This is a genomic window from Rhizobium sp. WYCCWR 11146, from assembly GCF_013591995.1.
Lineage (GTDB): Bacteria > Pseudomonadota > Alphaproteobacteria > Rhizobiales > Rhizobiaceae > Rhizobium > Rhizobium indicum.
The window spans coordinates 435,766-449,455 of record NZ_JACCEY010000038.1 but is presented as its reverse complement, the minus strand read 5'-3'; the positions used below and the strand labels follow the sequence as shown (position 1 = coordinate 449,455).

8 protein-coding genes are annotated in these 13,690 nt (G+C 62.1%); 2 read left to right on the top strand and 6 right to left on the bottom strand.

The genetic code is table 11. From position 1 onward, the window contains the following. Window positions 1–3: 3 nt before the first annotated feature. The 6 genes from HX899_RS31625 to HX899_RS31600 all read right to left on the bottom strand — a co-directional run bounded on the left by HX899_RS31625 (window position 4) and on the right by HX899_RS31600 (window position 11,377). Window positions 4–918, bottom strand: coding sequence for an ABC transporter permease (locus HX899_RS31625; RefSeq protein WP_029874446.1), 915 nt, complete (start codon window positions 916–918; stop codon window positions 4–6). Beyond that, window positions 908–1,984 (bottom strand): PotD/PotF family extracellular solute-binding protein, encoded by a 1,077-nt coding sequence (locus tag HX899_RS31620; protein ID WP_181294261.1) that lies wholly within the window; start codon window positions 1,982–1,984, stop codon window positions 908–910. Before HX899_RS31620 ends, HX899_RS31625 begins: the two co-directional genes overlap by 11 nt. 363 nt (window positions 1,985–2,347) lie before the next feature. Next, window positions 2,348–4,585, bottom strand: coding sequence for an MGH1-like glycoside hydrolase domain-containing protein (locus tag HX899_RS31615; protein WP_180196028.1), 2,238 nt, complete (start codon window positions 4,583–4,585; stop codon window positions 2,348–2,350). Between the two features lie 16 nt (window positions 4,586–4,601). After that, a complete protein-coding gene (locus HX899_RS31610; RefSeq protein WP_181294260.1) occupies window positions 4,602–7,286 on the bottom strand; it encodes a carbohydrate-binding protein in 2,685 nt (894 codons plus the stop codon). A gap of 12 nt (window positions 7,287–7,298) precedes the next feature. Further along, window positions 7,299–10,841, bottom strand: coding sequence for a molybdopterin cofactor-binding domain-containing protein (locus HX899_RS31605; RefSeq protein ID WP_180196030.1), 3,543 nt, complete (start codon window positions 10,839–10,841; stop codon window positions 7,299–7,301). Further along, the gene (locus HX899_RS31600) at window positions 10,838–11,377 is read right to left on the bottom strand and encodes a (2Fe-2S)-binding protein (protein ID WP_245456294.1); all 540 of its coding nucleotides are present in this window, start codon (window positions 11,375–11,377) and stop codon (window positions 10,838–10,840) included. Before HX899_RS31600 ends, HX899_RS31605 begins: the two co-directional genes overlap by 4 nt. Window positions 11,378–11,734: 357 nt before the next feature. On the opposite strand from HX899_RS31600, the gene HX899_RS31595 reads away from it, so the two are divergent. Both HX899_RS31595 and HX899_RS31590 read left to right on the top strand, forming a co-directional pair. After that, complete coding sequence (locus HX899_RS31595) at window positions 11,735–12,871, top strand: FAD-dependent monooxygenase (RefSeq protein ID WP_181294258.1); 1,137 nt, start codon at window positions 11,735–11,737, stop codon at window positions 12,869–12,871. Continuing rightward, window positions 12,868–13,671 carry an alpha/beta fold hydrolase gene (locus HX899_RS31590; protein WP_181294256.1) on the top strand — a complete coding sequence of 268 codons (804 nt, stop codon included), beginning with the start codon at window positions 12,868–12,870 and terminating at the stop codon, window positions 13,669–13,671. The genes HX899_RS31595 and HX899_RS31590 overlap by 4 nt, the downstream gene beginning before the upstream one ends. Window positions 13,672–13,690 lie beyond the last annotated feature (19 nt).

Here is a 13,690-nt window from a genome sequence, read left to right as displayed (position 1 = left end):
TCCTCAAGCGACCGTCCCGCGGCGCAGGACACCGGAGAAGGTTGCGAAAATTGCGAGCACGACAGCCAGCAGCGTAAAGGACAGCGATGCGCCCAAAGGCCAGTTGAAGGCCTGGGTGAACTGATCCTCGATCACCGTTCCCATGGTCACGCCGACACGACCGCCCAGAATGCGCGGTTCCATGAATGAACCGATGACCGGAATGAAGATCAAAACGGCGCCGGAGATCAGCCCGGGAGCCGCAAGCGGCATCAAAATCTTGAACAGGATGGTCCACCAGCGCGCGCCGAGGCTTGAAGCAGCCTCAATGATCGCGTCGTCGATGGCCACCAGCGCTATGTAGCAGGTCAGGATCATGTACGGCAGGTAGCCGTGAACAAGACCAACCACCACGGCATAGCGCGTGTAGAGAAAGCCGATGGAACCCGCGTCCGGAGCAATCATATGCAGCAGACTGTCGAGAAAGCCGTTTTCGCGCAGCACCATGGTCCACGAAAAGACGCGCACAAGACCGTTGGTCCAGAATGGCAGGAGAATGAGGATCAACAACATCTCGCGCGTCTTGCCGAAGGTCGAGCGGACCAGTGCCACGGCCGCCAGGAAACCAAGCACCGCGCAGAACAGCGTCGTCCAGAAGCCGATCAGCAGCGACGTGATACCGATCCCGACCAGATAGGGTTGATCGATGAACGCGCGGTACTGCTTCAGCGTAAAGACGATCGGGGCCTTGCCCATCGGTGTCGCCGACATGAAGCTGAACACGAACATGGTCAGCAGCGGCAGAAAGACGGCAAGTGTCAGCCATCCATAGGTCGGCAGCAGCAGCGCCGTCGTCGAAACCCATGGCGGGAGCGGGCGCCGGCTGCGCGGACCCGAAGGTCCGCGCTCTGACGCTGATATCAGACGATCATTCTGCATAGAAGGCTTTCACTTCCTGCCAGACATTGTTGAAGGCTTCGCGCCGGTCGTCGGGAATGCCCGAGACAAAGGACGTCGTCTTCAAATATTCGGTCTTGTGTACCAGGCGGGTGAGATCGTCGGCAGGAAGTGCTGAAAGGGCTGCCGAATTCGACGAGGCGGGCGCCCCGATCTTGGTTGCCCATTCGACATAGAATGTCGGATCGATCATCCAGTTGACGAAGGCAAGAGCACCTTCTGGATTCGGAGCCGATGTCGGAACACCGAGACCATCGACCCAACCGACGCCACCTTCCTTAGGCACTACGAACTGAACCGGAAGTTTGGAAACGCGCTTGGAGCGAACCGAACCGCCCGACCAGAACAGCGACAGGTCGAACTCCTTGGCGGCAAACGACTTGTTCCACTGGTCTTCTGTCGACCACAGCAACTTGACGTTCGGCTTGATCGACTTCAGCGCGGCCGTAACAGCAGCCAGATCCTTGGGATCGTTGATGTCCTGCCCGCTCATTAGTGCGCCGACACCGACATTGATGATGGCGTCGTCGTCCATGGCAACGCGGCCCTTATAGGCCGGATCGGCGAGGGCAGCGTAGCTGTCGGGAACCGTCATGCCCTCGCGGATGGCAAGCGAGGTCATGCCCCAGACCCACGGAACGGCATAGCCCTTGCCGTCCTTGCTGAAGTTCGGGTTGGCGCGCAGGGTCTCGTCGACTGTTGACGCGTTTGGAATCTTGCTGAAATCGATCGGCTGCAGCAGGTCTTCGGCAACCGCCTGGGCGCAACGCGCAGCGTTGAGGATAACAAGATCATAAGCACCCGGATTGGTGCGCATCTTGGTCAGCATTTCCGATTCCGAGCTGTAGTAGTCGTGAACGACTGTGATGCCGGTCTTTTCCGTGAAAGCCTTCAGCGACCAGGCTTCGTCGGTGCCGTAGCCCTGCCAGTTGAGGACCGTGATGGATCCGGCCGAAATGGCTTTCCGCGGCAAGGTGGAGATGCTGACGCCAGCAATCAGTGCTGCGGACATCAACTTCATTGTGTTGCGTCTGGTGAGTTCAGTCATTGTGGCACCCCTCTTGAAGATACACAGTTATGGACCATCATGACCCGCGGTCATCGACCTCAACGGATCGGCTAGCTTGAAAACAAACAACGTGCCAAAGCGCTTAATCGTTTGTATACATACTAAAAACAGATGAGCATTATCCGTGGAGCGCTGACGTCTCGGCGAAATGAAGCGCGCGCTGCGACGCAGCGGCACACCACTTCTCTAAGAAGAGCACATCACTTCATTGAGCGGCCGGCATGAATCCACGGATCTCCTGCAAGCTGTTCGTTCAACCCTCTGACTTTAGCATCAGTCTTTTATTTTATTTGTATACAAACTATCGGTTAGGAATCGAGACCTGTCAAGCACTGCCTTGCTTTAGTGAGCGCTTGACGATGAAAAATAGACGTCGAGCCGGCGATCCTCCGCGTGTTCAGCAATCATGACGCGTATTCCGTCGCCGCCCGACAAATAGTTGATGTCCTGCCCGTTGATACGGGCGGCAAGAACATCGCCCAATGCCAAGCCTGGCAACTCGATGAAACCAGCCTCGGAGACCGGAGCAATCGTGCAGGCCATCCGCCCGGCGGCAAAGACGATGCGCGACAGCGTAGTGTGCAGATCTGTCTTCAGCGCTGCGCGCCCGTTCAATGTCATCACCAGTGTTCCTGACTTGACGGTCAGCCCGAGCGCTCCAGACGGCGAGACCACCGGCCCGAGCACCAAATCCTGGCCGGTGTTGCACATCGTCCACCCCGTCCAGGGATCGAAGTCGACGATCTCGGCGGTCGCCATCAGCGGCAGCATGGCGGCCCAGATGTAGAACGGATCGGTATCGCCCTGATCCATTGCTTCGCCGGTCACCGCGTTGTAATTTTCGGCGGCGATGCGATCGTCGCGCCAGTTCTTCATGAACAGATCGTAGCCCTGGCTGGCGAGCTTGCTGGCTTCGGCAACAAAGCCATAGCGGCGCAGGCCGAGCCAGACCATGTAGTTCACGTTCGGCCAGATGCGTCCGCGCCAATAGACATTTTCGGCGAAGGCAGGATCGTCGCGTGTTGCATTCGGAAGCACATAGTCGCCGCCGAAGGTGCTCTCGTCGCTAAGATGTTGGAGCAGCCGAGCCGCCTGCGCGGGCGTCGCCGCACCGCAAAGCAGCGGATAGAAGCTGGTTGGGGATAACGACCGCACGAAGCCACCGCGGCGCTGGCGATTAGCGAAGATGCCACGGCTTTCGTCCCATAACGTTTGCGAGATGAGCGTACGGCTACGCTCGGCAAGGGCGGCGAATTCGCGCGCATCGTCATGCTTGCCGAGCACGGCCGCCATTTTCGACAGCATTTCGGCGTCGAGAGCCGCGGCACAGTTCAGACCCAGATCGAAGGTCGACAGCGTACGGGTGATGGGATCGTAGACCGCTTCGTCATGGGTCGCGGAGTTGTCCATGCCGGTTTCGTTGCGCGCGCCAAAGGCTGTGCCCTTATAGAGGCCCTCGCCAACATCCGATGTTCCGCACGAGAGCAGACCGAAGCGGTCGGGATCGCGATTTTCCTGCCACCAACGCCGATTGCGCACCACCGCATCGTAGCTTGCCTGGATCATCGAACGTTCGCCGGTGCGCTGGTAGAGCTGCCAGACAACGAGCGCGCCAAACGGCAGTTGGCTGCGATCGACCCATGCATCGTTGGAGGTGACAATGCAAGCGATGTTGCCCTGTGGCGTCGCACCCGCCATTGCCGTTGCCATGTTTTCGCGCGCCAGATCGGCGTCGAACACGCCCGCAAGAAGGGCGGCGAAAATCTGGTCGTTGAACCAGACGGCGAATTTCCCGAGGTTCCAGATGCGGGTGACCGCGGTGTAGGAACGCGCGTTGGTTTCGTCCCAGATGGTGTTCCAGGCAACGACGTCACGCATCGCGTCGAGCGCGCCCTCGAACACACCGGTCTGCGCATTGGCGATCTCTGCCGGCGCGCCGGCGGCAAGGCAGGCCTGCGCCTTGGCAATCGCAAGCTCCGCGCTGTCGGCGACGGCTGCAGCATAGGCCCCCTTGCGCATCATCTCGAGATTGAAGCGCAAGGCGATCACCGGTGCCTCGTTCTGGCGGGTGGCGGTGTAGAAGTAGCCGTTTTCCTCGAAGTCCGCCCGCAGCGCGTCAATCGTGTCGTGACCGGTCACGTGCACCGGCGCCTCGGCTGTCGCGACCGCCACGAATCGCGTGCCAACCTTCAGCAGCGTGATGTTGCGGCCCGTATCATGGATCGCCACTTCGCCGCCCTCGGACGAGATCGCCAGCGTCAACCAGAAGCGCAGCCCCCACTCGGCCGACACCTTGCCGTTCCAGCTGCCGCGTATGGCGAAGGGATCGGTCTTCGTCGTCGAAAAGGCGACCGTCGTACCGCTGTGGTCGGTCTCCAGCTCGATCAGCGAGCCGTCGATGGCGTGACGGCCAAGGCGAACCGTGTCGCGCCGCGGCTCGATCGCGGAAGTCTTCTTGCTGCGGGTCGAGTACAGCACCGGCGTGATCCGCACGCCGAGCGGCAGGAAGACCATTTCGGCCGGCCGACTGGACCAACTGTTCCAGGCGCGCATCAGGGGAATCGTCGAATGTTGTGGCATGATTCTGGGCTTCCGGTCAGGTTTTAAGCGGGATGAGTGTCGGAGCTGCGGTCAACCCGCTCTTGTCGAGGCTCTCGCCGAGATAGGGTGTATTGTTGTAGTAGCGATTTGCCGCCGTGTTCGCGACGCGAAGTTCCAGCGAATGGACACCGGGGATCAGCCGCCCCAAAGCAAAACGGTAGGGCCGCCAGCCCCGCCGATCGATCTGCCGGCCATCGAGTTGGGCGACAACCACGGTTGCGACCTCCGGCAATTCGAGAAACCACTCCGCCTCGTCGCCGATCTCAAGCGCCAGCCGGTAGATACCCGTGCCTGAGAAATCGGCAAATCCCTGCGTCTCCCATCCGCTCTCGACCGAGATCGGCACGAATGCCGCATCGGCGCCTCGCGCGAAACTCCAGCCGACGACAAGCGATACGGCGCGCGCGGCATCGAGCGGCGGCTGGGCCGTGAGACGGCCCTCTCTTGCTATCCGCTGCGCCGTCTCGCGCAGCCGCATGCAGCGCACTTCCTGCGGGGCGAGCCTGACCGTCAGGCGGCTGAAGGCAGCGACATCCTCCACCTTGCCGGTCGTGGCGGACCAGATCTCGGAGTCGACGCCATCACCGAAGGAAATCTCGCTCACCAGCGGCGTTGCGCCATCGTTGAAGAGAACAATCCGCCACCAGCCATCGGCTTCATGCCCGACCCATTGCCGAGGACGATCCGGCGAATGGCAGACCACAGCCGGACCTGATAGCGGCAGCAACGACAAGAGCGCAGTGATATCTCGCCTCTCAGGCATGTGATCGAAGTGCGTGGAAGCTATCGGGCTCAGCGGATCGTCGCCATCGCAAACGGTAGACAAGCGATCTCCTGACGACCAGACAACTCCGCCAGCAGCCTTGAAGGCGTCTAGCTCGCGCAACGTCTTTGCCGTCTCGAACACCGTGACCGATGGTAGGACAACAGCATCGAAGGAGAGACCGGATGCCAGCAGGCGGCCGTGCTCGATCCTTGCCGTCGCGAGATCGGCTTCGCTGACGAACATGAAGTCGCAGCCTTCAGCCAGAAGCCCTCCGCACCATGCACCGATGTGGGTGGCGTGGTTGTGACGTGGGCCTTCTGCAAAGGCGGTATGAAGCGGATAGAGGATCGCAACCGGCGTGCGCGGGGTGGCCGGTTCGATGAAGGCAGAAATGCGCGCGGTCTCCTGCGCGAACAGATCATGGTAGCTCCACCACGGCTCGAAATTGATGCCCGGTCCAAAATCGAAACGCGGATTGGCAAAGGGTGTCGGATCGTCGTCATGACCGTCAGTTTGGTATACGCCGTGCCACAGAAACTGCCGGGTGCCGAGGCAATAGAGCCGGATTGCCTGCGCCCTGATCGTCTCCAGCGTCAACTCCCATTGCCCCGCAGCGCGCACCGGCGTTCGCTCGGCACTGGCATATGTTTCGACGACGCAACGGCTGCGGCCATTCGATCGGGCAACGGAATCGCCTAGCTTCGGCGCAAGCTGAGCAACGAAGTTGTTGGAATCGACTGCCGTTTCATGCCTCAAAGCGTCGATGCCGAAGAAATCCACCGCAAGCGCCACCCTGGGGTCGATGCTGGTGAAGCCGCCGTTCAGCGACCACGAACTGATATGCGGCAGGATCTCGTGCCCGGTGAGCACAATCCCCCTGCCCTCGGCCCATCTGCGCAAAGTGCCGGAAAAGGCCTCGTTCATCAGCGCCGAATAGACGGCATAGAACCGCGCCCGTAACCGCAAGGTCCCAGGCCCGACGTCGCGCAGCAATGCCAGCAGCGTTTTGGCGAAAGGTTCCAAAGTGCCACACGAAACGGCGTCCGGCAGGCTTGGCGCGAACAGCAGGCTGTTGCCGAGGCAACCGGAGATCTGATCCCATTTGTAAAAACCCGCCGCCGGTTGGTCGTAGAACACGAAGCCGACGGGATCGGGCACGAGATCGCCAAGCGTCTCGACCAGCGGATCAAGCCCGACCTCGATGAACCGCTCCGCGGCCTCCGGCAGGAGGTAGTTGATCAGCCGCGAAGTGGTCGACCGGGCGCTGACGAAGACCGTCAGCATCTGGCCGTCCTCGGCCGCGCCGTCGAAAGCGTAGGTGCAGGACACGCCGTCGCTGTCGACGATGGATGTCCGCGCCGTAACATCGACGATCTGATCGAGGCCGTCGATGCCGGCCGACGAATGCAGCAACGCCGCTTCAACCGTCCACTCACACCATTCGACCACGCTTCCTTCATACTGCCACTCGACGATATCGGCGCCCATTGTCCGGGTGAACGGCGGGTGGATGCCGCTGATCTGCCCTCGCCCATGCCCTGATGACGACCAGAACAGGTGACGCTCGCGCAAGTCGTCGCGGCCCGCGACAGTTCGGCCGCCGGCATGGCCGCTGATCCAGTTGTAATCGTCGTAGATTCCAAGCTTCAGCCCCAGCTTGCCGGCGATCTCGGCCGCGACGCGATAGGCGTCCAGATAGGCCGGCGACAGGTAATCATCGCGCGACATCGCAAGCCGGGCCTGGATCAGGATCGTGCCGATCCCCTTCAGCTTGAAATCGCTCAGCTGGTCGTGGCAAACCTCCTGCGTCGGGATCGAATGCCAGAACCAGTAAGCCGACGGGCGAAACGCGGCTGTCGGGTTCTCGAACAAGTCGCGGGGGTCGATATCCTGTCCGGTTCGGATCTGGTCCAAATCGTCTGCTCCCTAGTGGCTTGCTGCCGTCACCCGTTGCATGGCTTTCGTCGTTTCCGTCCAGGCCGGCTTGTCGGGCGCGAAACGCGCTCTCAGATAATCGGCGAGGTCTTTGATCTGGTTCTCGTTCAGTGTCTGGCGGAACGCGGGCATCGACATCACCTCGGGGGCTTCCCGGCCGGTGGTCTGCGCAAGGATCGCCGGCGCCTCGACACCGTTCAGGATCGCCTGGATGAGATTATCGGGCGTCGCGGCATGCAGATTGCTGTTGAGGGCCAGCGACGACAAAATCGAATTGCCGGTATGACAAGTAGCGCAGGCACCATTGAAAATACGCTCGCCCTTCGGCGAAATCCGCGCGGCGGAAGCCTTGGCCGCTTCACTCGCGGCAACGGCCGCCTCGCTCTGTGCCTTGGTCCCGGCGGGCCCCTCGTTGAGGCTTGCGAGATAGGTCGCCATGGCCCGGATATCGTTATCCGGCAGCGGCTGCATCACCTCGACGACATGCGCCATCGGGCCGGCGGCACTGCTATGATCGCGCGAGTGTCCGGTGCGCAGATAGTCGTAGAAGGCATCGGCCGTCCAGCCGACCGGGCCCTTGGCGAACGCATTCAGGGCCGGCGCCTCCCAGCCGTCGGCAAAGCCGCCGGAAAGCCGGGCGCTGCCGCTTTTCTCCGCGCCGAGCAAATTGCGGTCCGTGTGGCAGGCCGAACAGTGCCCCAGGGTCTCGACGAGATAGGCGCCCCTGTTCCACTGCGCATCGCGGGTCTCGACATATTTGAACGGCTCCGCTTTCAGGAACAGCGCGTTCCAGCCCGCCATCATCGCGCGGATGCTGTAGGGAAATTTGAGCTTCGTCTCCGGCGTCTTTCCGGCGACCGGCGCCTGCATCATCATGTAGGCGTAGAGCGCTTGAAGATCGGCATCCTCGGCGCCCGCGAACGAGGTGTAGGGATGGGCGGGATAGAGGTGATGGCCATCACGGCTCACGCCCTGGCGCATGGCGCGCTCGAAGGCCGGGTAGGACCAGGCGCCGATGCCGCTTTGCGCGTCCGGGGTGATGTTGGTGGCATAGACGGCGCCGAACGGCGTGTCGAAGCGCAGTCCGCCGGCGAAGGGTGTGCCGTCATTGCCGACATGACAGACATTGCAGGCGCCGGCCGCAGCCGCCAGCCGGCCGCGCTCGATGGTGGCGGCGCTGTAGACGTTCGCGTCCGGGCGCTGGATGGTGCCGATCGCCGGGCGCCATGGCGAGGCCATCGTGACGATGCCGGACAGAGCCGCGACCGCACCGACGGCGGACAGACCGATGTTCCACCAGTTCCGCTTCTTGACGGGCGGGGCGGCCGGCGTTTCGTCCGTCTTGCCGTTCAGCGCGGCCAGCACCAGTTCCGGCGTCAGCGGCAGCTCACGGAAGCGAATACCGGTAGCGTCGTAGACGGCGTTGGCAATGGCCGAGGCGCTGGGAACGGAGGCGGACTCTCCGACGCCGAGCGGCGGTTCGTCCTGCCGCGGCACCATTAACACGTCGATATCAGGCACCTCGGGAAAGGTGATCAGCGGATAGCCACCCCACTCCTTCGACTGCACGGCGGTCGACGAGAATTCGACCTTTTCCTTCAGCACCCGGCTGGTGGATTGAATGATATTGCCGTGGATCTGGTGGCGGACACCATCCGGATTGATCATCATCCCGGAATCCTGCGCGCACGTCACCTTGGTGACCGCGATCTCGCCAGTCTTCTTATTGACCGCGACATCGGCGACCCAGGCGGCCCAGGCGGCGGCTTTGCCCGGAAACGGCCCATGGATGTAGACGGCATAGGCGAACCCTCGCCCATAGAGCAGGTCGCCCTCGCCGCCGAGCGTGCCCCATGTCGTATGCGGTACCCAGTTTGCCCGTTCGGCCAGCGCACGCACTAGATCGACCGCGCGCGGATCGTGGAGGTAGCGAAGCCTGTACTCGACCGGATCGACGCCGGCCGCGGCTGCCAGTTCATCGACATAGCATTCGTGCGCAAACGTGTTGGGCATCGCCGACACGCCGCGGAACCAAGAGGCGCGCGCGATCGGCGGCATATCGTGCACGGTGACGCGGAGGTTCCCGTAGGCATAGGGCGGGATGGCCGTGCGATCGCCCATCTGCATGACGTCGGAGACTGGCGGCACCTTGCCGGTGAGGATCAAGGGAAGGGTCGGCGCCAGATTGGAGGGGTAGCGGGTTTCGAAATCATAGGCGGACGGACCGCCCTCCAGATCGAGCCCGCCGCGCACGTCCATGATCTGGGCGGCGCCCTTCGGCTCCCAGGCATGCTCCTGTTCGCGCGTCAGCTGGACACGGACAGGCGCCTTGACGGCGCGCGACAGCAGGGCGGCATCCGCTGTGACGTCATCGGCGCAATTGCGGCCATAGCAGCCGGCGGCTTCCAGCCGCTCGACCCGGATCAGCTCTTCCGGTATGTCGAGAAGCAGCGCCAGATCGCGCCGCATCGGGAACGGGTTCTGCGTCCCCGACCAGACCGTCAGCCCGCCTTCGTTGTAGTCGGCCACCGCGCAGGACGGCCCAATCGAGCCGTGCATCTGGTAGGGCCAGACATAGGTGCGGTTCATCGCCTGGGCGCTGCTGGCCAGTGCCATATCGACATTGCCGAGATCGGCAAGCTTGCGCGCGGTCGACGGATTGGCGCGCAGCGCCTTTTCCGGCGCGTTGAGATCCGGCCACTCGGGCGGCGCGCGCCACACGACCTTCAGGCTCTTCGCCGCCTCGATGGCGATTTCCTCGCGTGTCGCGACCACGCCGACGAAATCGCCGATGGCGACGACGCCGACAAGCCCGCGAATATGCGCGACCGATGCCTCGTCGATCGAAATCAGGCTGTTTCCGACATGGTCGCCGTGATCGAAACCGGCATAGGGCGGCCGCACGACGCGGCCATGCAGCATGCCCGGCACGCGGACATCATGCACGTAGGTCCAGCGCCCCGTCGCCTTCTCGGGAATATCGACGCGCGGACGCGACGAACCGACCAGCTTGTAGTCTGAGGCCGGTTTCAGGGCCGCATGCTTGTCGGTCGACAGCCTGGCATGGCTGCCGGCGACGATGTCGCCGAAGCTCAGTTGCCAGTTCTCGCCACCGTCGGAACGGATGATGCCGTCTTCCAGCCTCAGTCGCTCAAGCGGCACGCCGACCTTCTCGGCTGCCTTGGCCAGCAGATGATGGCGGGCGGTGGCGGCGGCCTGCCGCAGCGGCACCGCGGTGATCTGGATCGTTTCGCTGGCGATGGTCGCGCCCTGGTCGGGTGCGGCGGAGGTGGTGCCAAGCACCATGTCCACATGCTCGAACGGCACGCTGAGTTCCTCGGCGACGATTTGCGCCAGGGAAGTTCGGATGCCTGTCCCGAGATCGACGTGACCGTTGAACGCGGTCACTCGGCTATCGGCGCCCACCGCGATATAGAGTTCGGCCGCATCGCCGAGCAGTGCATCGTTGACGATCAGCAGCGTGTCGGCGGCCGACATATAGGCCGATTTCGGCATTTGGCGGTGGTCGGTCACGGGGAGACCTCCTTCGCGGCTTTTGGCGAGACACCGTCCGGCATGGATCGGCGCGCTCGCTCGACCTTGGCATAGGCGACAGCCCGCCTGGCCGCGGCGAGTATTTCCATATGCGTTCCGCAACGGCAGAGGTGATGGCGCAGCGCCTCGCGAATCGTGTCCTCGTCGGGATCGGTGTTGCGATTGAGCAGGGCTGCGGTGGCGATGATCATGCCGTTCAGGCAATATCCGCATTGAGCAGCGGCCTCGTCGATAAAGGCCGCCTGGACCGGATGCAGATGCTCGGGCGTACCGAGACCCTCGAGCGTGGTGACACGGCGCTTGCCGACCGCACCGAGCGGCACCGTGCACGAGCGAACGGCGCGACCATCGACAAGTACAGCGCAGGCACCGCATTCGCCGAGCCCGCAACCGTATTTCGGACCATTCAGGGAGAGATCGTTTCTGAGGATATAGAGAAGTGGTGTTTCCGGGCTTGCTTCGACGCTCTCGACGGCGTCGTTCACATTCAAACTGAAGCAAACTGGCAGTGTCAAAGCAGGCCCTCCGCACCGGAGAACGAAACACAGACCACGCCTTTTTCCATTGGCCGAACCGCTACGCAGCAGACATCGCGCGGACGCCCACAAACCATAACGATGCGACAGTCACCGACTCTTCGCATCTATTGCCCCTTTTATTTTATTAAGAAGCGTATACGCTTTATAGTGACGAATGACAAGTCGGATTTTGCCATTGCGATTTTGCTAGTATATTCAATTACTAGGCGAATTTCTACTTAATTTCGATGAAAATCAAAGCCTCGCTATTGCTATTTAGAGTGTATGCGCTAGACTTTGCCAAGCCTCCAATCGTGGGAACAATGCGTCGAAAGACAGCTAAGTAGGGTCGCTATGTCTAACCGAAAAGAAAAGATCGCGATTATCGGCGCCGGCCTCGGTGGCGCCGTCGCGGGTGCGCTACTCCAGCACGCGGGTTTTGACGTCAACGTCTATGAACAAGCGCCGAGCTTCTCGCGCCTGGGCGCCGGCATCCATATGGGGCCGAACGTCCTGAAGATTTTCGAGCGCATCGGCGTCGACAAGAAGGTCATCAGCATCAGCAGCACGCCGAGCCATTGGTTTAGCCGCGACGGCATTACCGGCGAATACATCGCGCGGGTTCCGCTCGAGGGCTACGGCCAGACCTATTGCACCGTTCACCGTGGCGACTTGCAGGCCATTCAGTGCGATGCGCTGCAACCGGGCACCTTGCATTTCGGCAAGAAGCTGGCTCGCCTCGACGACAGCGGCACCGACGTACTGATCGAATTCGAAGATGGAACCTCGGTCCGCGCCGATATCGTGATCGGCGCCGACGGCATCAATTCGCGCGTTCGCGAAACGCTGCTCGGCGAAGAAAAGCCGAATTACAGCGGCTGGGTCGGCCATCGCGCCCTGATCTCGTCCGACAAGCTGAAGAAATACGACCTGACCTTCGAGGATTGCGTCAAGTGGTGGGGTCCGGACCGTCACATGATGGTCTACTACACGACGGCCAGCCGCGACGAATATTACTATGTCACCGGCGTTCCGCATCCGGCCTGGGAATTCGATTCGGCCTTCGTCGACAGCAGCCGCGACGAGATGGCGGCGGCGTTCGAGGGCTATCATCCGATCATCCAGGCGCTGATCGAAAGCACCGATGGGGTGACGAAATGGCCGCTGTTCAACCGCAACCCGCTCCCGCTTTGGAGCAAGGGCCGCCTAGTGCTGCTCGGCGATGCCTGCCATCCGATGAAGCCGCACATGGCGCAGGGTGCCGCGATGGCTATCGAAGACGCCGCCATGCTGACCCGCTGCCTGCAGGAAACCGGCATCAACGATTTCCGCACCGCTTTCGGACTGTATGAGACTAACCGCCGCGACCGCGCGACGCGTGTCCAGAGCGTTTCGAACGCCAACACCTTCCTGCTCAAGCAGGAGGATCCCGCGTGGGTCTATGGCTACGACATCTATGCCGAGCCGCTGAAGAGCGAGACCGCAGCATGAGCGGCGGTGCGTTGTACGGGGCAAACGTCTTCGCCAACGGCATTCGGCAACACTATCTGCGCTACGGCGGAAACGGCCCTGCCGTCATCCTGATCCCCGGCATAACCAGCCCGGCGATCACCTGGGGATTTGTCGCCGAGCGGCTCGCCGAACGCTACGACGTCTACGTGATCGACGTGCGCGGCCGGGGGCTGTCTTCGACCGGTCCAGATCTCGAATACGGGCTCGACACGATGGCAGCTGACGTCGTCGGCTTCGCCTCAGCGCTCGGACTTTCCGCTCCGGCACTGCTTGGCCACTCGATGGGTGCACGCATTGCAATCCGCGCCGCCGTTTCGGCACCTAGGGCGTTCTCGCGGCTTGCGCTGATCGATCCGCCTGTGTCTGGCCCCGGACGTCGCGCCTACCCGAGCAAGCTGCCCTGGTATGTCGACAGCATCCGCCTGGCGCTAAAGGGCATCGATGCGAAAGGCATGAAGGCGTTTTGCCCGACATGGACCGACGAACAGCTGAAGCTGCGCGCCGAATGGCTGCACACCTGCTACGAGCCCGCCATCGTCACCGCCTTCGAGGACTTCCACAAGGACGACATCTTCTCCGATCTCCCGAAGCTCAACCAGCCAGCCATGCTTATGGTTGCCGGTCGCGGCGGCGTCATCGAGCCGGTGGACGAAGACGAAATCCAGGCACTTTATCCAGCGGTGGAAATCGTGCGCGTGCCCGATGCCGGGCACATGATCCCATGGGATGATTTCGATGGCTTTTTTGCCGCGCTTGGAGATTTTCTCTCCCGTTATTGATACGGCGACGGGTCGACGA